Consider the following 19127-nt stretch of genomic DNA (forward strand, 5'->3'; position numbering starts at 1 on the left):
TATCATCCCGTTCGATCACCGTCACCTAAAGACCTTTGTCTAAAAGATGAAGCGGACCTTGTGGACAATTTCCGGTCGCTCCTCTTGAAAAAGCGAGGGCAAAACCTCATAAGCACCCCATGAGTGAAACCGCATCCCCCGCCGCGCTGAAAAAGCTGCACATCAAAACCTATGGCTGTCAGATGAACGTCTATGACAGCGAGCGCATGGTCGATCTTCTGCGCCCGCTGGGCTATGCCGTGTCCGATCAGGCCGATGGCGCGGACCTCGTCCTGCTCAACACCTGCCACATCCGCGAAAAGGCCGCGGAAAAGGTCTATTCCGAGATCGGCCGCCTGAAGGAGCTGCGCGGCGAAAAGGAAGCCCGCGGCGAAGGCCGGATGACGATTGCCGTGGCCGGGTGCGTGGCGCAGGCCGAGGGGCAGGAGATCATGAACCGCGCCCCGGCGGTCGATCTGGTCATCGGGCCGCAGGCCTATCACCAGTTGCCGGAGCTGATCGCGCGGACGACCCGCGCCAAGGGCGAACGCCTGAGCGCCGATTTCGCGCCGGAAGACAAGTTCGACGCCCTGTCCACCGAACGTCATTTCACCGGTGTGACGGCCTTCCTCACCGTGCAGGAAGGCTGCGACAAGTTCTGCACCTTCTGCGTCGTGCCCTATACGCGCGGGGCCGAATGGTCGCGCCCGGTCGCCTCGATCGTCGAGGAAGCCCGGTCTCTGGCCTCGAAAGGCGTGCGCGAAGTGACGCTGCTCGGTCAGAACGTCAACGCCTTCAACGGCGACGACGGCACGGGTCAGGAATCGACCCTGCCGCGCCTGATGGACGCCTTGTCCGAAATCTCCGGCCTCGATCGCATCCGCTACACGACCTCGCACCCCAACGACATGACCGACGAGCTGATCCGCGCCCACGCGGACAATCCGAAGATCATGCCGTACCTGCATCTGCCGGTGCAGTCGGGGTCTGACAAGATCCTGCGCGCCATGAACCGCAAACACGGGCGTCAGGCCTATATCGACCTGATCGGGCGCATCAAGGCCGCCAATCCGCGTCTGGCCCTGTCGGGCGATTTCATCGTCGGTTTCCCCGGTGAGACGGACAAGGATTTCGAAGACACGATGGACCTGATCCGCACGGTCGGTTACGCCTCGGCCTTCTCGTTCAAATATTCGAAGCGCCCCGGCACCCCGGCCTCGTCCATGCCGGGTCAGGTCGATGAGGCCGTCGCCGATGCCCGTCTCAAGGCGCTTCAGGCCCTGATCGTCGAACAGCAGCAGGCCTTCAAGGCCGAACTGGTGGGTCAGACCATCGACGTCCTGTTCGAGAAGCTGGGCCGTCATAACCAGCAGGCCATCGGTCGTTCGCCGTGGCTGCACTCGGTCTTCGCCGAAGACGCCGCGCACCTGATTGGTCAGATCGTGCCAGTGAAGATCATCGGGCTGGGCAATAACTCGCTGATCGGCGAGTTGGAAAAGGTATACGCGTGAGTTTGGCGACGGACGACTTCATCGAACTGGACGAAGACAAGGTTCTGGCCCTGTCCGGCCCGTCGCAGCGCTATCTGGCGCTGATCGAGGGCGCGTACCACGTGCTGATCGAAACCCCCGGTGGCGGGTTTCAGGTGACGGGCAAGGTGCGCGACCGTCAGCGCGCCAACGTCATTATCAATGCCTTGTCGGAACTATACGATGAAGGCGTCGATATCTCCGAGGTCGATGTCCGTACCCTGATCCAGAACCCTACGGGTAAATCTCCGGTATGGGCCGACCACCACGGTCAGTCCCATGTCATCGTCATGGGCCGCAAGGGTGCGATTGCGCCCAAGACCGAAGGGCAGGCGGCCTATTACAAGGAACTGCTGCGCAATGACCTGACGTTTGGCCTCGGCCCGGCGGGGTCGGGCAAGACCTTCATGGCCGTGGCGCACGGTACCTCGCTGCTGCTCAAGGGCGCGGTGGATCGGCTGGTCATCACGCGTCCGGCGGTCGAAGCCGGGGAAAAGCTCGGTTTCCTGCCCGGCGACCTCAATGAGAAGGTCGATCCGTACCTGATGCCGATCTGGCAGGCGCTGGACGACATTCTGGGGGCTGACGGCCTCAAACGTCGCCGCGAGCGCAATGAGATCGAGGTCGCGCCGCTGGCCTATATGCGCGGGCGGACGCTATCGAACGCCTATGTCATCGTCGACGAGGCGCAGAACACGACCAAGCAACAGATGAAGATGGTGCTGACGCGTCTGGGCGAAGGTTCCAAGATGGTCGTCACCGGCGATCCGTCGCAGGTCGATCTGCCGCGCGCCTCGGACTCCGGTCTGGCCCACGCGGTCGGTCTGTTGAACGGCGTCAAGGGCGTCGGCATTTCGCGCCTGACCGCCGATGACGTGGTGCGCCACGAACTGGTCGCGCGGATCGTGCGCGCCTACGACAGCGAACAGACATGACCGATTTCGCCCCCCTGATCGACATCGAGATCGAACACGACGACTGGACCGAGGTCCTGCCGGAGGTTTCCGCCGTGGTGACCGGCGCTATCGAGGCCGCCTTTGCGCATCTGGGTGCCAAAGAGCAGCTCGATATCGTCGTCCTGCTCACCGACGACGCGGAAATGAAGGCGCTCAATAAAGAGTTCCGTCAGAAGAACGCCCCGACAAATGTCCTGTCCTTCCCCGCGCCCGACATGATGCACCCGCATCTGGGCGATATCGCCTTTGGTTTCGAGACCTGCGTGCGCGAGGCGAAGGACCAGTCCAAGACGCTGAAAGACCATGTGGCGCATTTGAGCGTGCATGGGGCCTTGCATCTTCTGGGCTACGATCACCTGAACGACGCCGAAGCCGAGGAAATGGAAGACCTCGAACGGCAGATTTTGAAGGGCCTCGGCATCGCCGACCCTTATTTGAATAACGGATAAACCAAACCATGCCGGAGCCTGACAGTAGCGACATATCCGCTGCGAAGCCCAAGAAAACCCTCCTCAACCTGTTCGGCCTGATCGGGCCGTCCGAAGAGGACAAAGGCCTGAGTTTGCACGAGGAAAATCCCTCGACCGACCTCATCGACCACGCCCGCGCCTTTCAGAACCTGCGCGTCTCTGACGTTATGACGCCGCGCGTCGATATCATCGGTGTTGAGCTACAGGCTACGTTGGCCGAGTTGATCCGCGTCTGTATCGACAGCGAACATTCGCGCCTGCCGATCTATCACGAAACGCTCGACGATCCGGTGGGCCTGATCCACATCAAGGATCTGCTCAAAATCCTCGCCCCCGAAGACGGTCGCGAGACGCCGGACTGGAGTGAGCCGGTTCTGTCGCGTATCCGCCGCGAGCTGATCTACGTGCCCGGTTCGATGTCGGCGTCGGATCTGTTGTTGAAAATGCAGGTCGAGCGCTCGCACATGGCGCTGGTCATCGACGAATTCGGCGGCACGGACGGGCTGGTGACACTCGAAGACCTGCTTGAGGCGGTGGTTGGCGATATCGCCGACGAGTATGACGACGAAGAGGCCGACGACCTGTTTGAGATGCCCGACGGCACGATCGAGGTCGGGGGTCGCGTCGAGCTTAAAACGCTGGAAGAGCGTCTTGATCTCAAGCTCTATCCCGACGACAGTGAAGAAGAGATAGACACCCTTGCGGGGCTGGTCACGGTTCTGGCGGGACGAATCCCCGAAACCGGTGAAACCATTCCTCATGTCGAGGCGGGCATCGATATCGAGGTGATTGACGCCGATGCCCGGCATATCCGGCGTCTGCGCCTGCATCGCCACAGCGAAGAATTAGCAACGGACGACACATAAGATGAGTTTGACGGAACGGGGTGCCCAGAGAGTAAGAGTGTCGCTGGGACTTTACCGGCGCTATGTGGGCCCGAAACGTCAGGCGGCGCTTATGGGGCTGCTGATCGGTCTGGCCCAGCCGCCGTTCGGTTTTCTGCCGGGGCTTCTGGGCTATGCCGTCCTGCTGTGGAGCCTCGATCAGGATCTGGAGCCGAAACCCCTGCGTAAAGCCTTTGCCATTGGCTGGTGGGCGGGCTTTACCTATTTCCTTGTCGGCTGTTTCTGGGTCGCCGAGGCCTTTCTGGTCGACGCTGAAAATCAGGGTTGGATGGCTCCATTTGCGGTGACCATGCTGCCGTCGGGCATTGCCCTGTTCTGGGGCGCAGCCTTTGCGCTTTATCGCCGGTTCCGACCCGATCACGTTTTGCGCTGGCTGTTTTTCGTCGGGCTGTTCTGCGGCTTCGAGTGGTTACGGGGCACGATCCTGACCGGTTTTCCGTGGAATCCTGCCGGTGCGACGTGGAAAGCGGGCTCGGCCCTGTCGCAGCTGGCGGCGCTGTTCGGCGTTTACGGTTTAAGCCTCGTGACGGTCGCCGTTTTTTCCAGCCTCGCCGTCACGGTGTGGGGGCAGGGATCAATCCGGACGCGCTGGCGGGGTCTGACGCCGCTGCTGGCCTCGGTCGTGGTGCTGTTCACCTGTCTGATATACGGGTCGGTCAGGCTGGCCACCACCTCGGTCGTCACGACCGATACCCTGGTGCGAATCGTGCAGCCGGACATCGGTCAGCGCGCCAAATGGACCGAGGGCGCTTTGATGGACGTGCTCGACGGCTACGCGGTCATGACGAAAGCCGCTATAAATCGCAAAAATTTACAAAAAGTCACAAATAGTGATCTGCCTGCCTATCCCCGTATCGTGATCTGGCCCGAAGGGGCCTTGCCCGACTCCGCCGACAACCTGCTCGACCCACAATCTGAAACTGCAAAAATTTTCGCGGGATTATTGAAAGAAAATCAAACTCTCCTGTGGGGTGCATATCATCAGGATATCGATTCGCAAAAAGGCGTCGTGTGGCGAAATTCCCTGCTGTCGCTGCACCGACATGCCGGTGAAACGCAAGTGCGCGTAGCCTATTCGAAATTCAAGCTGGTGCCATTCGGCGAGTTTCTGCCCTTTGAAAAAGCGCTGGAAAAAGTAGGCATCAAAGAATTGGTTCATGTCGGCGATGGATTTACCGCCGGCCCGCGTACACACTCAGTAGAGATCGATAATATGCCGCGGTTTTTACCGTTGATTTGCTACGAGGGTTTGTTCCCGGCCCTTTCATCTGAAACCTTTAAAGCTACAGATGACATGCAAAGGCCGCAATGGATCGTAAATATTTCCAATGATGCCTGGTTCGGCCCGACCACCGGTCCGGTCCAGCATCTCAATCTGTCGAGTTATCGCGCTATCGAAGAAGGTTTACCTATGGTAAGGTCAACCCCGACGGGTATATCGGCCATGATCGACCCGTTGGGACGCACTATAAAGGCGTCGGAAATCAGCATCGGCGAAGCAGGCTTTCGCGATGTATTCCTTCCGGCACCGGTAAAACTTACCCCCTATGCTTTTTCGCGCCATGCTCACCTGTTCCTTGTGGTTCTTTTTTGCTTGATTCCGGCGGCGATTGCGACTTTCGTAGCCGTTAGCAAAAGAAACCAATGAGGAAGCCTTGCCGCCGGTGTCCGGATCGGCGTCGAGGTCAAACCGAGAAGAGGGCCGAGGTCGCATTCCTGACCTCGGGAAACTTGTATAAAAAGAGGCAAAGTTGGACGATATCTCAAAAACGGACCGTAGTCCGAATCCGGTCGATTTACATGTAGGTGCCCGCGTAAGAATGCGTCGTAAGTTTCTGGGCATGTCCCAGGAAGGTCTGGCGGAAACCATCGCCCTGACGTTTCAGCAGGTGCAGAAGTACGAACGCGGGTCTAACCGCATCAGTGCGTCGAAGCTTTACGAAATCTCCAGAGCGCTCAAGGCCCCTGTCGCCTATTTCTTCGAAGGTTACGGTGAATCCGAAGCCGTCGAAGGCTTTTCGGAATCCGAGTCCGAGCAGTTCGTGCACGGGTTTCTGATGACCACCGAGGGAATCGAACTGGCCGAAGCCTTCCCGCGCATCAAGAATGCCAAACACCGCCGCCGTATCCTCGAACTGGTGCGCGCGCTGGCCGAAGACGACGACGCCTGATCCCCCCTCAGCGCGTAACTAAAAGTCGAAAAGCCCTGTCAGGTGGACGGACAGGGCTTTTTCGTGTCCGCAGATCAAAACGACTTGATCATATAAAGATATGTTTATATGAGTGGCGGGAAACGAAACCGGAGTACCCTCATGCGTCCGTCCTACATCTTTACCTCCGAAAGCGTCTCCGAAGGCCATCCGGACAAGGTCGCCGACCGTATTTCCGACGTGGTGGTCGATGCCTTCCTGCGCGCCGATGCGGAAGCACGGGTGGCGTGTGAGACCCTTGTCACGACCAACCGCATCGTTCTGGCCGGTGAAGTCCGCGCCGGTGACGATCAGATCAGCGACATCATCGATGGCCTTGAAGACAAGGTCCGCGCCGCGGTCAAGGACATCGGTTACGCGCAAAAGGGTTTCCACTGGAAGCTGGCTGACTATGCCTGCCACCTGCACGCTCAGTCGGCTGACATCGCCCAAGGCGTCGACGCCGGTCACAACAAGGACGAAGGCGCGGGCGATCAGGGCATCATGTTCGGCTACGCCTCGGACGAGACCGCCGAACTGACCTCGGCGCCGCTGCAATGGTCGCACAATATCCTGCGCCGTCTGGCCGAAGCGCGTCATGCGGGCGAACACCGCCTTGAACCCGACGCCAAGTCGCAGGTGACGGTGCAGTACGAAAACGGCATCCCCAGCCGCATCCTCAAGGTGCTGGTCTCGCATCAGCACAAGGACGGCCTGAGCCCGCAGGACATCGAAGACATCATCAAGCCCTATGCGCTCGACGTCCTGCCCGCCGACATGGTAACGGCGGAGACCGAGTGGCTGGTCAACCCGACCGGCAATTTCGTCATCGGCGGTCCCGACGGCGACGCGGGTCTGACCGGGCGCAAGATCATTGTCGATACCTACGGCGGCGCGGCCCCGCACGGCGGCGGTGCGTTTTCGGGCAAGGACCCGACCAAGGTCGATCGTTCGGCGGCATATGCCCTGCGCTATCTGGCGAAAAATGTCGTCGCGGCGGGTCTGGCCAAGCGCTGTACCTTGCAGGTTTCCTACGCCATCGGCGTGTCGAAGCCGCTGAGCTTCTACGTCAATACACACGGTACGGGCAATGTCGACGAAGCGAAGCTGGAAGCGATTCTGCCGGAACTGATCGGCGGCCTGACCCCGCGCGGCATCCGCACGCATTTGGGCCTCAACAAGCCGATCTATGAGCGGACCTCGGCCTATGGCCACTTCGGCCGTACGCCTGACGCCGACGGCGGTTTCTCTTGGGAACGCACCGATCTGGTTGACGCCTTGAAGCGCGAGTTCTAAGAGGGCGGCTTCTTTTAACCCCCTCTCCCTTCGGGGAGAGGGTTGGGGTGAGGGGGCTACCGTCGTGGCCGCGACTCCCCCTCATCCGCCGCTTTGCGGCACCTTCTCCCCACGGGGCGAAGGGAAGGTAAGCATGACCGACGAAACCAAGCCCGCCGTCTCCCCCACCTGGGGCCCCATGCGTTCCTTCGGACGCATCAAATCGCGCACGCTGAAACCGCGTCAGGCCGACCTGTTCGACACGCTCCTGCCGGAAATCGAAATCACCGACGCGCGCATCGAGGCGATCAATGCCGGTGAACGCAACGGTGCTTCGGAACTGTGGCTGGAGATTGGTTTCGGCGGCGGCGAGCATCTGGCCGCGCAGGCGGGGCGCAATCCTCAGGCCCTGATCCTCGGTTTCGAGCCGTTTCTCAATGGCGTCGGCTCCCTGCTTCGCCATATCGAAGAACAGGATCTGAGCAATGTCCGTGTCATGCCCGGTGACGCCCGCCCGGTAATCGACAAGCTGAACGTGGCCAGCGTGGACAAGGTTTTCATCCTCTTCCCCGATCCGTGGCCGAAGGCCCGCCACCACAAGCGCCGCTTCATCCAGACCGAGACTCTGGATGCGCTGGCTCGGGTGATGAAGGACGGTGCGCGGCTGCGCTTTGCGACCGATTGGGCCGATTACGCTGACTGGACGCTGGAGCGCGCCACGGCGCATCCGGACTTCGACTGGACCGCGCAGACCCCGGAGGCATGGAATGTGCCGCCGGCGGATCACGTCACCACCCGCTACGAAGAGAAAAAGCTGGGCGATTGCGCCCCGGTCTTCCTTGATTTTTATCGCAAACCGCGAATCTGACGCGCAAAAGCCACAGCGACAATTGTCCGATCATTCGGGCATAGACGTGACGCCCGGAATGCGCCATCGTTAACTATAGTTAATGGGGGTAAGTGGCGTTATGGAAGGCCTGCATAAGGTTTCGGCGGGATTTGTATTCGCGTTTCTGTGTCTGCACATGGCCAATCATCTGATTGGCTTGCAGGATTTAGAGACGCACATCACTTTCATGACTGTGGCGCGGATGGTCTATCGCCACCCCGTCGTCGAAATGGTCGTGCTGCTGGCCTTTTTGCTGCAAATCCTGACCGGCTGGGCCTTGGCGCGCGAAACCTGGGCCAAGAAGAAGGATTTCCTCCATCAGCTACAGGCGGCGTCGGGCGTCTATATCGCGTTCTTTGCCGTGACCCACGTGGCGTTTATCTTTGCCGTGCGTCAGGTCTTCAATCTCGATAGCAATATCTATCTGATCGTTGCGGGCCTGATGCAGACGGGCTGGATGTACGTCCTGATCCCCTACTATGCGCTGGCGATCTTCGCCCTGTTCGTCCACATGGGGTGTATCCTGTTCGATATCTTCAAGAAAACCCTGCGTCCGGTGTCGTGGATGCTGCTGGTCCTGACGGTGGGGATCGGCGGCTATGTGACCTGGGTTATGATGATGACCTATACGGGCCAAGTCTTCACCCTGCATGTCCCGGAGGAATATTTCGCGCTCTATCCGGTGACGTTTTAAGAAAGAAATTTAACCACGGACGGCCACGGAAAGCACGGATTTCATTCTCCAGTGGATAGAGTCAAGTCTTGACTATCCGTCCGTGCTTTCCGTGTTTTCCGTGGTTAAATCCAAAATCCCTTGGCAATCCGGACACAAGGGTCTATAAGCACCTCAACATCGTCCGAACGGCCACTGGCCACGGCGGCGGCCCTTCAGAAGGCCAGCCGCTTTTTTGTTGCCCAAATCTGTTGTCTCGTTTGGAAGAACTAAAGGAACACCTGTTGCGCGCGAAAACCACCGAAGACCGTAAGCTGATCGAAGCCTTCGACCCGATTGCCGAGACTCTGGGCCTCGACATCGTGCGCGTCCGCCTGATGGGCTCGAACAAACCCGGCGGCGCGCGTCGTCTGCAAATCATGGCCGAACGCAGGACCGACGGCGAGATCAGCGTCAATCAATGCGCCCGCCTGTCGCGCGCCGTATCGGGCTATCTCGAAGAAACCGACCCGATTTCGGGCGAATATATCCTCGAAGTCTCGTCGCCCGGTATCGATCGCCCGCTGACGCGCCTGAAGGATTTCGACACCTATCAGGGGCTGGTCGCGCGTCTGGAACTCGACCGTCTGGCCGAGGGGCGCAAGCGTTTTCGCGGGACCCTGGCTGGGACCGAGGACGGCGAATATATCGCCATTGACCTTGAGGACGAAGACGACACCGCGATGATCCCGTTCGCGTGGATCATCGACGCCAAGCTGGTGCTCAACGACGAACTGCTCAAGCTGGGCGCGGAAAAGGCCGCCGCCCGCCGCGAGCAGGAAGAAGACGAGGACGACGAAGATTTCGAAGATGATGATGCGGACCTCATTGATGAGGACGATGACGACTTCGAAGATGCGGACAACGACGATTTTGACGACGCGGATTTCGATGACGAATCCGACGACAAGAACCCGAACTAAATAGGAAAAGTGCAATGAGCTTTACCGGAATCAGCGCCAACCGTCAGGAACTGCTGCAAATCGCCGACGCCGTGGCGCGCGAAAAGTCGATCGACAAGTCGGTCGTCCTGGCCTCGATCGAAGAGGCGGTGCAAAAGGCCGCCCGTTCGCGTTACGGTGCCGAGCACGACATCCGCGTCTTCGTCGATCCGCGCACCGGCGAAATGACCATCACCCGCTACGTGACGGTGGTCGCCGACGAGGAAATCGAGAACGAATACGCCCAGCGTACCCTGACCGACGCCTTGGCTGAGGACAAGGAAGCCTTTGTCGGCAAGGAATACGCCGAAATCCTGCCGCCGTTCGAACTGGGCCGCGTCCAGTCGCAGATGGCCCGTCAGGTCGTGACGCATAAGGTGCGCGAAGCCGAGCGCGACCGTCAGTACGACGAGTTCAAGGACCGCGTCGGCGAAATCGTCAACGGCACCGTCAAGCGTGTCGAATATGGCAATGTCATCGTCGATCTGGGCCGGGGCGAAGGCATCATGCGCCGCGATCAGTCGATCCCGCGCGAAGCCTTTCAGGTCAATGACCGCATCCGCGCCTATATCTACGATGTCCGCCGCGAAACCAAGGGCCCGCAGATCATGCTGTCGCGCGCCCACGGCGGCTTCATGGCCAAGCTGTTCGCGCAGGAAGTCCCCGAAGTCTATGACGGCGTGATCGAAATCAAGTCGGTCGCCCGCGACGCCGGGTCGCGCGCCAAGATGGCCGTCCTGTCGAACGACAACTCGATCGATCCGGTCGGGGCCTGCGTCGGTATGCGCGGTTCGCGCGTTCAGGCCGTCGTCGCCGAACTGCAAAACGAAAAGATCGACATCATTCAGTGGTCGCCGGACGAAGCCACCTTCATCGTCAACGCTCTGGCCCCGGCCGAAGTGTCGAAAGTCGTGCTGGACGAAGAAGAAGACCGCGTCGAAGTGGTCGTGCCGGACGAACAACTGAGCCTCGCCATCGGCCGTCGTGGTCAGAACGTGCGTCTGGCCTCGCAACTGACCGGCTGGCAGGTCGACATCATTACTGAGTCGCAGGACTCGGAACGCCGTCAGAAGGAATTCGCCGAGCGCACCGCTCTGTTCCAGGAAGCGCTCGACGTCGACGAAGTCATTGCCCAGTTGCTGGTCACCGAAGGCTTCACCACGGTCGAAGATCTGGCCTATGTCGATCAGAACGAAATTGCCGTCATCGAAGGCTTCGATGAAGATACGGCGTCGGAACTGCAAGCCCGTGCGCGCGATTTTCTTGAGCGCGAACAGGCCGAACAGAACGCCAAGCGCACCGAACTGGGCGTCGAAGACGACGTGCTGAACGTGCCGGGTATCACCTTGCCGATGGCGGTCGCTCTGGGCGAAGCCGGCGTCAAGACGGTCGAAGATCTCGCCGATCTGGCCACCGACGAACTGCGCGGCGGTTTCGAGCAGAACGGTGCCGAGCGCGTCCGCGTGGCGGGCGCTCTGGAAACCTTCTCGCTGTCGCTCCCCGATGCGGAAAACCTGATCCTCAACGCGCGTATCGCCGCGGGCTGGATCGAAGCGCCGGAAGAGGAAATCGTCGAAGAGGACGAGACCTACGAAGATGCAGACGCCGTTGACGGCAGTGAGGAGGGCGCCGATGTCGCCACTTCCGAACAATGAGACGGCCCGCGATAAATCGCCAAATTCTTCGTGCAGCCGGGGGCCTTCGGCTCACAATGAGACCGTCATCGATCTAAATGACGACACCACTGAGTCAGGGGAAACCCTGACTCAGGCCGTCGAACCGAATCCCGAAACCACGCGGCGCGATATCGCCTCGCATACGGCGTTCGCGCGCGACGGCCTGATCCGGTTCGTTGTGTCGCCGGACGGCTTCGCCGTGCCCGACCTCAAGGAAAACCTGCCTGGTCGCGGTTTATGGCTTAAGGCCGATGCCGACAGCCTGGCGCTGGCGATCAAAAAGAACCTGTTCTCGCGCGCCGCCAAACGTCAGGTGAAAGCCCCCGACGGGCTGGCCGAAATGGTGCCTAACCTCATCCGCAAACGCGTGCTCGATCAGCTCGGTCTGGCACGGCGCGAAGGAAATTTGCTGACGGGGTTTGAAAAAGTCGCGACAGCGCTTAAATTAGGCAGGAGCCAGCCCCACGCCGCTGGTCGGGCCGCCTGGCTGATCGAAGCCGCCGACGGCGCCGAAGACGGCCGCAACAAGCTCCTTTCTGTCGCATTTTCGCAAACCCCGCCGGTTAATATCTGCGGAATCTACACGAACGACGAATTGAGTTTGGCTTTGGGGCTGGAAAATGTCATACACGCCGCCATTGTCGAAGGGCGTCGGTCTCAGGCCTTTTCGAAAGAGATTACGCGCTTGAGCGGGTTCCAACCGCTGTTTCCTGCGAAATGGCGCGAAAGGCCCTTTAATTGAGTTGAGAATGCGACTATCAGGGCGGTGATTTTTCACGGCTCGATTTTTGTATTCCGAAATTGTCCGAAACGAAGCCGATCGCGGCTTCATCAAGGTTTAAGTAGCAAGCTGAATGAGCGACCCGAAAGACGATAAGACCGATGCCCAAAAGGGCGACAATACCCGCGCGCCGCTGAGCCTCAAGCCGCGGACCGGTGGAAACGTGTCCACCGGCACGGTAAAGCAGAGCTTCAGCCACGGCCGCTCGAAGACGGTGGTGGTGGAGACCAAGCGCCGTATCGGTACGCCGCCGCCGGGCGCTCCGGGCAGCGCGAACCCGGCGCCGCGTCCGACCGCCGACAGCAATCTGGCCAAGCCGCGTCCGCCACAACAGGGTGGACAGTCGCAAAACAACGGCCCGCGCCCGTCTCAGAATTCCGGCCCTCGTCCGCAATCGGGGGCTAACCTCGGTGGTCTGCGTCAGGAAGAGGTCGAACGCCGCAACCGCGTCGTCGAAGCCGCGCGTCAGGATCAGGAACGCCGCGAGGCGGACGCCCGCCGTGCCGCTGAAGTCCGCGCTCGTGAAGAGGCCGCGCGCCGCGCCGCCGAACCCGCGCCGCAAGCGTCGGCTCCGGCCCCGGCTGCACCTTCGGCCCCGGTCGAAGCGCCGCGCGCTGCCGAACCGGCCCCGCAGCCCGTTCAGAAGAGCCCTATCGAAGAGGCCCTGTCGCGTCCGGCCCAACGGGCGCCGCGCGAAGGTCATCGTGAAGGCTTCCGCGACGATCGTGGTCCGCGCACGGAACATCCGCAAGGCGATCGTCCCCAGGGGCAATACGGTGACCGTCCGCGTCCTCAGGGTGATCGTCCGCAAGGCGACCGTCCGCCGTTTAACCGCGACCGCCCGCAAGGGGATCGTCCTCAAGGCAATTATGGCGACCGCTCGCCGCGTCCCCAAGGTGATCGTCCGCAAGGCAACTATGGTGAGCGTACCCCGCGTCCGCAGGGTGACCGTCCGCCGTTCAACCGTGACCGTCCGCAAGGCGACCGCCCGCAGGGTGATCGTCCGGCATTCAATCGTGATGGCAACCGTGATCGTCCGCAAGGCGATCGTCCTCAGGGCGACCGTGGACCCCGCCCGCAAGGCGACCGTGGCCCGCGTCCCGCCGGTGAGACCGTCCGTTATTCGGCCAATTCGCCGCGTCCGCCGCGCGCCCCTGCCGGGGTTGCCCCGAACGCTCCGGCGGTATCCGAAGTCGACCGTATCCGTTCCTCGCGCGGTACCCCCGCCGGTCGCCCGCTGGGTGCCCGCGCCGGTGATGACGATGACCGCAACAAGCGCGGCAAGGTCGGCGCGCCGACCAAGGCCGTCTCGCAAACCCGTGGTGAGCCCAAGCGTCGCGAAGGCCGCCTGACCCTGCAAGCCGTCGTCGGTGACGACGAGGGTGCTGCCGATCGTATGCGTTCGCTGGCCTCGGTTCGCCGGGCCCGTGAGCGTGAACGCGAAAAGCGCAAGGGTACGACGACCGAACAGGCCCGCGTCTCGCGCGATGTCATCATCCCCGACGTCATCACGGTTCAGGAACTGTCCAACCGTATGGCCGTCCGCGCCGTCGACATCATCAAGATGCTGATGAAGCAGGGCATGATGCTCAAGATCAACGACGTGATCGACACGGACACCGCCGAACTGGTAGCTACCGAATTCGGTCACACCGTTAAGCGCGTGTCGGAATCCGACGTCATGGAAGGCTTCATCGACGCCGAGGACCACGACGACGACACCGTCGTCCGTCCGCCGGTCGTGGCCGTCATGGGTCACGTCGACCACGGCAAGACCTCGCTGCTCGATGCCCTGCGCAAGGCCGATGTCGCAACCGGCGAAGCCGGTGGCATCACCCAGCATATCGGTGCCTATCAGGTTCGTGTGCCGTCGGGCGACCGCGTCACCTTCCTCGATACGCCGGGCCACGCCGCCTTCTCGGCCATGCGTGCCCGTGGCGCGAACGTGACCGACATCGTGGTGCTGGTCGTGGCCGCCGACGACGGCGTCATGCCGCAGACGATTGAGGCCATCAACCACGCCCGTTCGGCCAAGACGCCGATCATCGTGGCTGTCAACAAGATGGACAAGCACGAAGCCAATCCGCAGCGCGTCATCAACGAACTTCTGCAACACGAAGTCGTCGTCGAAGCGCTCGGTGGTGAAACCCAGATCATCGAGGTCTCGGCCAAGACGGGCCTCGGCCTCGACAGCCTGATCGAAGCGATCCTGCTGCAAGCCGAAGTCCTCGACCTGCGCGCCAATCCGGATCGCACCGCCGAAGGCGTGGTCATCGAAGCCAAGCTCGACAAGGGCCGTGGCCCGGTGGCGACGGTTCTGGTCAAGCGCGGTACGCTGAAGCGCGGCGACATCATCGTGGCCGGCGCTTCGTGGGGTCGCGTCCGCGCCCTGATCAACGAGCGCAACGAGCAACTGCCCGAAGCCGGTCCGTCCGAGCCCGTGGAAATCCTCGGCCTCGACGCCGCGCCCGATCCCGGTGAAGCCTTCGCCGTGGTCGAAAGCGACGCCCGCGCCCGTGAAATCACCGAGTACCGTCAGCGCATCAAGCGCGAAAAGACTCTGGCTCCGGTGGGCGCCATCTCGCTGACCGACATGATGTCGAAGCTGGCCGAAAAGAAGGTCAAGGAGCTTCAGCTCATCATCAAGGCCGACGTGCAGGGTTCCGCCGAAGCGATCATCGGCTCGCTGGAAAAGGTCGGCAACGACGAAGTCCGCGCCCGCATCATCCATTCGGGCGCCGGGGCGATCACCGAGTCCGACGTGCAGCTGGCCAAGGGCTCGAACTCGCCAATCATCGGCTTCAACGTTCGGGCGTCGAAGCAGGCGCGCGATCTGGCCGAGCGTGAAGGCGTGGAAATCCGTTACTACGCGATCATCTACGACCTGATCGATGACATCAAGGGCGTGCTTTCGGGCATGCTGGCCCCGATCCAGCGCGAAACCTTCCTCGGCAATGCCGAAGTGCTGGAAGTGTTCGACATCACCAAGGTCGGCAAGGTCGCGGGTTGCCGCGTCACCGAAGGCCGTGTGGAAAAGGGCGCCCGCGTCCGTATCCTGCGCGACAACGTCGTCATTCAGGAAATGGGCGTCCTCTCGACGCTCAAGCGCTTCAAGGACGAGGTCAATTCGGTGGTCGTGGGTCAGGAATGCGGTATGGCGTTCAATGGCTTCCAGGACCTCAAGGCCGGGGACTTCATCGAGTGCTTCACGGTCGAAGAGATCAAGCGCACCCTCTAGTCTTTCAAAAGGATTTGGCCCGGCCTCGTGTCGGGCCGAATGCTTTTGGGGATTAGTGTGTCTCTGATAGTTATGGGGTGTGGGGTCTGCGACCCCACGCCTTTTTCTTTCATTTGAAACCTTTGACTTTTCGCAAGGTTTATCGCCTATAACACCGCCATGCCCGATACGACCTTTTTCGACCCGTCCCATTACGTCCTGATTATCAAGTGCCCCGATACGCGCGGTATCGTCGCGGCGGTGTCGGGTTATCTGAATGACAACGACATTTCGATTGTTGAATCGAACCAGTTCAACGACGCGCAGGGTGACATGTTCTACGTCCGCGTCGTGTTCAAGCAGGCCGGGCCGCGGATGCCGCCGATGTCGATCCTGCGCGAAGGCTTCAAGCCCATCGCGCACCGGTTCAGCATGGAATGGGACATCCATAATCTCAGCGTCCGGCCGAAGGTCATCATCGCGGTGTCGAAGTTCGGCCACTGCCTGTACGAGCTTCTGCACCGCTGGCGCTCAGGGTTGCTGCCGGTCGAGATCGCGGCGGTCATGTCGAACCACGAGGATATGCGCTCCTTCGTCGAATGGAACGGCCTGCCCTATGTGCACCTGCCGATCACCAAGGACACCAAGGCCGAACAGGAGGCGCAGTTCCTCGGATTGATAGACGAGCACAAGGCCGATCTGGTGGTGCTGGCGCGTTATATGCAAATCCTGTCGGACGATATGAGCCGCACCCTGTCGGGCAAGTGCATCAATATCCACCACTCGTTCCTGCCGTCGTTCAAGGGTGCCAAGCCCTACCATCAGGCGCATCAGCGCGGGGTGAAGATCATCGGGGCGACGGCGCACTATGTGACCTCGGACCTCGACGAAGGCCCGATCATCGAGCAGGACGTCCAACGCGTGAACCACGGCCATACGCCGGAACAACTGGTCGCCATCGGGCAGGATATCGAGGCCCGGGTGCTGGCGCGGGCAGTGACCTGGCACGCCGAACGCCGCGTCATCATCAATGGCGGCAAAACGATCGTCTTTAACTGATTTCGCACTTGCGAACATCGCCTTCGCGTTGCACAGTCGCGGCCTCTGAAAAGGGGTTCAGACATGCCCAAGGCCAAGACCACATCGACACGCAAGCGCCGGGTGAAAACGCCGGCGTCGAACCTCTATATCGTGCAATATGCCGAGGTGAACGGCATCGGTATGGGGCGTTTGTCGGACGGCTCGCATTATCTGACGCAGCGGGGGCTGGCGCGGTTATGCGGCGTACAAAACGCTCATATCGGGACGATCAGCCGCGACTGGGCACTCGACAAACCGCGTATTCAGACGATCAAGACGCGCTTGGCCACCCTCAACGAAGAACGCGCGGCCGCCCATACCATTCTGACCTATCAGGGCCGCCGCCAATATTGCTACGATGTGGCGGTATGTCAGGCGATTCTGGCCTATTATGCCCATGACGCGGGGCGTCAGGTTCAGGCCGAGGCGGCGCTCAATACCTATGACGGCGAGGGTCTGAGCGCCTACCTCTCGCATATGCTGGACGGGTTTACGGTCGCGCCGGAACCCGAAGCGGAACCGCTGAAATTTCAGCCGGTCGAGGTTATGGAAACGTCCGTCAATGAGCCTGAACACGACGCGATGACCCGCATGGTCATGGCCTATGCGCAGTTGTCGTTTGCCATGGCGCAGGCCTATGTGACGTGGCTGCGTACCTTGATGCAGGCGGCGGCGTGGAACCGACTGGGACTCTATGTCCCGCTGCGCGGCTTTGTCGGCGGATAATTTTCGATAGAAAATCTGCGAAAAAAGCTTATACAGCGCGGATGAAACGCGAAACTCACAAATCGGGTAAGGGCCACAAGGCCGAAACCCTTGGACCGTCCCAGCGCCAGCTGCGCGCGGGCGAACTGGTCCGTCACGCGCTGGTCGATATCCTGCGCGAAGAAGAACTGCACGACGAAGCCCTTCAGGGCGTGTCGATCACCATCACCGAAGTGCGCTGCTCGCCGGACCTGCGTCATGCGACCGTGTTCGTCGAACCGCTCGGTGCCGGTCTCGGTGGCGTGACCATCCCGAAGGACAAGATCGCCCCGGCGGTCGAGGCGCTCAATCGTCACGCCAAATATCTGCGCGGGATTCTGGGGCGCAGCATCGAGATGAAGTTCACGCCCGACCTGCGCTTCCTGCACGACGAAAGCTTCAACGAAGCGGCGCGGATTGACGCGTTGTTCCTGCGTCCGGAAATCGCCCGCGATCTGCGCGGCGAACGTCACACGGACGATGAAGACGAAGACTGATGGGCCGCAAGAAAAAAGGCGACGAGGTCAGCGGCTGGGTCTGTTTCGACAAGCCGCACGGTCTGGGCTCGACCCAGGCCGTCAGCTTCATCAAGCGCCTCTATAATGCTCAGAAAGCCGGTCACGCCGGGACGCTCGATCCGCTCGCGTCCGGCATATTGCCGATCGCTCTGGGCGAGGCGACCAAGACCGTTCCCTACCTGATGGAAGCCGACAAGGTCTACCGCTTCACGGTTCGCTGGGGCCTGCGCACGGCCAGCTACGACCTCGAAGGCGAGGTGTTGGAGCAAAACGACCTGCGCCCGACCGAGGCCGAAATCCGCGACATCCTGCCGATATTTATCGGCGAGATCGAACAGGCTCCGCCTGCCTTTTCGGCCATCAAGGTCGACGGCAAGCGTGCCTACGATCTGGCCCGCGAAGGCGTTGAGTTCGAGCTGGAGACACGGCCCGTCACGGTCCATGACCTGACGCTGGAGCGCATGGTCTCCGACAACGAGGCCGAGTTCCTCCTCCACTGCGGCAAGGGCACCTATGTCCGCTCCATCGCCCGCGATATGGCGCTGGAACTCGGTGTGCTGGGTGTGGTCAGCGTTTTGCGCCGCGAACGGGTCGGTGGTTTCAATTTAAATTTGTCCGCAGGGGTGGAAAAGCTTGAGGATTTGAGGCATAGAGACGCCGCTTTCGAGGCTTTGCTTGCCGTTGAGACGGCGCTGGACGACATCCCGGCGCTGCCTGTGACGGAAGACGAGGCCGCTAAGCTCAAACAGGGTCGCGATATCGCCCTGTCCTTCTCCCGCACGGAAACGGCGGAGGCGGCTTTGAAAATCCGAGGGCAATCGGGAAAATCAGAGCACGGGCGCACCCTTTGGGCGCACAAGGACGGTCAGATCGTGGCTTTGGGCGAACTGCGTCTGGGGGTCTTTTACCCCACGCGCATCCTTAACCTCAACTCTTAGGCAGCGGCACAGACCCTGCGAAAAGGAGCATACGATGTCGATCACTGTCGAGCGTAAAGCCGAACTGATCAAGACCCACGGCCGCACCGAAGGTGACACGGGCGGGGCAGAAGTCCAGATTGCGATCCTCTCCGAGCGTATCGCCAACCTGACCGAACACTTCAAGGGTCACAAGAAGGACAACCACAGCCGTCGCGGCCTCCTGAAAATGGTTTCGCAACGTCGTCGTCTTCTTGACTACCTTAAGAACACCGACGTCGCTCGCTACCAGGCGATCATCGAGACCCTCGGTCTGCGTCGCTAAGTCTTACCAAACGTCAGGGCCTGA

18 protein-coding genes are annotated in these 19127 nt (G+C 60.9%); all 18 read left to right on the forward strand.

Annotated elements, in window-relative coordinates:
- The first annotated feature begins 119 nt into the window (after positions 1-119).
- The 18 genes from miaB (at position 120) to rpsO (ending at position 19103) form a co-directional block, all read left to right on the forward strand.
- Positions 120-1490 (forward strand): tRNA (N6-isopentenyl adenosine(37)-C2)-methylthiotransferase MiaB, encoded by a 1371-nt coding sequence (miaB, locus tag AEYBE204_RS21995; protein ID WP_023460523.1) that lies wholly within the window; start codon positions 120-122, stop codon positions 1488-1490.
- Positions 1487-2443, forward strand: coding sequence for a PhoH family protein (locus AEYBE204_RS22000; protein ID WP_023460524.1), 957 nt, complete (start codon positions 1487-1489; stop codon positions 2441-2443). The genes miaB and AEYBE204_RS22000 overlap by 4 nt, the downstream gene beginning before the upstream one ends.
- Positions 2440-2913, forward strand: a complete 474-nt coding sequence (gene ybeY / locus AEYBE204_RS22005) for an rRNA maturation RNase YbeY (protein ID WP_023460525.1) — start codon at positions 2440-2442, stop codon at positions 2911-2913. Before AEYBE204_RS22000 ends, ybeY begins: the two co-directional genes overlap by 4 nt.
- Before the next feature lie 8 nt (positions 2914-2921).
- Positions 2922-3800 carry a transporter associated domain-containing protein gene (locus AEYBE204_RS22010; protein ID WP_023460526.1) on the forward strand — a complete coding sequence of 293 codons (879 nt, stop codon included), beginning with the start codon at positions 2922-2924 and terminating at the stop codon, positions 3798-3800.
- Positions 3801-3837: 37 nt separating this feature from the next.
- A complete protein-coding gene (gene lnt / locus AEYBE204_RS22015; RefSeq protein WP_235068022.1) occupies positions 3838-5487 on the forward strand; it encodes an apolipoprotein N-acyltransferase in 1650 nt (549 codons plus the stop codon).
- Between the two features lie 103 nt (positions 5488-5590).
- Positions 5591-6010, forward strand: a complete 420-nt coding sequence (locus AEYBE204_RS22020; RefSeq protein ID WP_023460528.1) for a helix-turn-helix domain-containing protein — start codon at positions 5591-5593, stop codon at positions 6008-6010.
- A 141-nt stretch (positions 6011-6151) separates the two neighbouring features.
- Positions 6152-7324 carry a methionine adenosyltransferase gene (gene metK / locus AEYBE204_RS22025; protein WP_023460529.1) on the forward strand — a complete coding sequence of 391 codons (1173 nt, stop codon included), beginning with the start codon at positions 6152-6154 and terminating at the stop codon, positions 7322-7324.
- A gap of 133 nt (positions 7325-7457) precedes the next feature.
- The gene (gene trmB / locus AEYBE204_RS22030; protein ID WP_023460530.1) at positions 7458-8171 is read left to right on the forward strand and encodes a tRNA (guanosine(46)-N7)-methyltransferase TrmB; all 714 of its coding nucleotides are present in this window, start codon (positions 7458-7460) and stop codon (positions 8169-8171) included.
- 157 nt (positions 8172-8328) lie between these two features.
- Positions 8329-8886, forward strand: a complete 558-nt coding sequence (locus AEYBE204_RS22035) for a hypothetical protein (protein WP_235068028.1) — start codon at positions 8329-8331, stop codon at positions 8884-8886.
- A 227-nt stretch (positions 8887-9113) separates the two neighbouring features.
- Positions 9114-9827 carry a ribosome maturation factor RimP gene (gene rimP / locus AEYBE204_RS22040; RefSeq protein WP_369751792.1) on the forward strand — a complete coding sequence of 238 codons (714 nt, stop codon included), beginning with the start codon at positions 9114-9116 and terminating at the stop codon, positions 9825-9827.
- Between the two features lie 14 nt (positions 9828-9841).
- Entirely contained in the window at positions 9842-11500 is a 1659-nt protein-coding gene (nusA, locus tag AEYBE204_RS22045; RefSeq protein ID WP_023460533.1) for a transcription termination factor NusA, read from the forward strand.
- Entirely contained in the window at positions 11478-12263 is a 786-nt protein-coding gene (locus AEYBE204_RS22050) for an RNA-binding protein (RefSeq protein WP_023460534.1), read from the forward strand. The genes nusA and AEYBE204_RS22050 overlap by 23 nt, the downstream gene beginning before the upstream one ends.
- Positions 12264-12375: 112 nt before the next feature.
- Positions 12376-15540: a translation initiation factor IF-2 gene (gene infB, locus AEYBE204_RS22055; RefSeq protein WP_023460535.1), complete on the forward strand. Its 3165-nt coding sequence runs from the start codon at positions 12376-12378 to the stop codon at positions 15538-15540.
- A gap of 159 nt (positions 15541-15699) precedes the next feature.
- Positions 15700-16578, forward strand: a complete 879-nt coding sequence (gene purU / locus AEYBE204_RS22060; RefSeq protein ID WP_023460536.1) for a formyltetrahydrofolate deformylase — start codon at positions 15700-15702, stop codon at positions 16576-16578.
- A gap of 63 nt (positions 16579-16641) precedes the next feature.
- The gene (locus AEYBE204_RS39305; RefSeq protein WP_023460537.1) at positions 16642-17325 is read left to right on the forward strand and encodes a hypothetical protein; all 684 of its coding nucleotides are present in this window, start codon (positions 16642-16644) and stop codon (positions 17323-17325) included.
- 41 nt (positions 17326-17366) lie between these two features.
- A complete protein-coding gene (gene rbfA, locus AEYBE204_RS22070) occupies positions 17367-17840 on the forward strand; it encodes a 30S ribosome-binding factor RbfA (protein ID WP_023460538.1) in 474 nt (157 codons plus the stop codon).
- On the forward strand, positions 17840-18799 hold the full coding sequence (gene truB / locus AEYBE204_RS22075) for a tRNA pseudouridine(55) synthase TruB (protein ID WP_023460539.1): 960 nt from the start codon (positions 17840-17842) through the stop codon (positions 18797-18799). Before rbfA ends, truB begins: the two co-directional genes overlap by 1 nt.
- Positions 18800-18833: 34 nt before the next feature.
- Complete coding sequence (gene rpsO / locus AEYBE204_RS22080; RefSeq protein ID WP_023460540.1) at positions 18834-19103, forward strand: 30S ribosomal protein S15; 270 nt, start codon at positions 18834-18836, stop codon at positions 19101-19103.
- Positions 19104-19127: the final 24 nt, after the last annotated feature.

Source organism: Asticcacaulis sp. YBE204, assembly GCF_000495855.1.
In the GTDB taxonomy this organism is placed as follows: domain Bacteria; phylum Pseudomonadota; class Alphaproteobacteria; order Caulobacterales; family Caulobacteraceae; genus Asticcacaulis.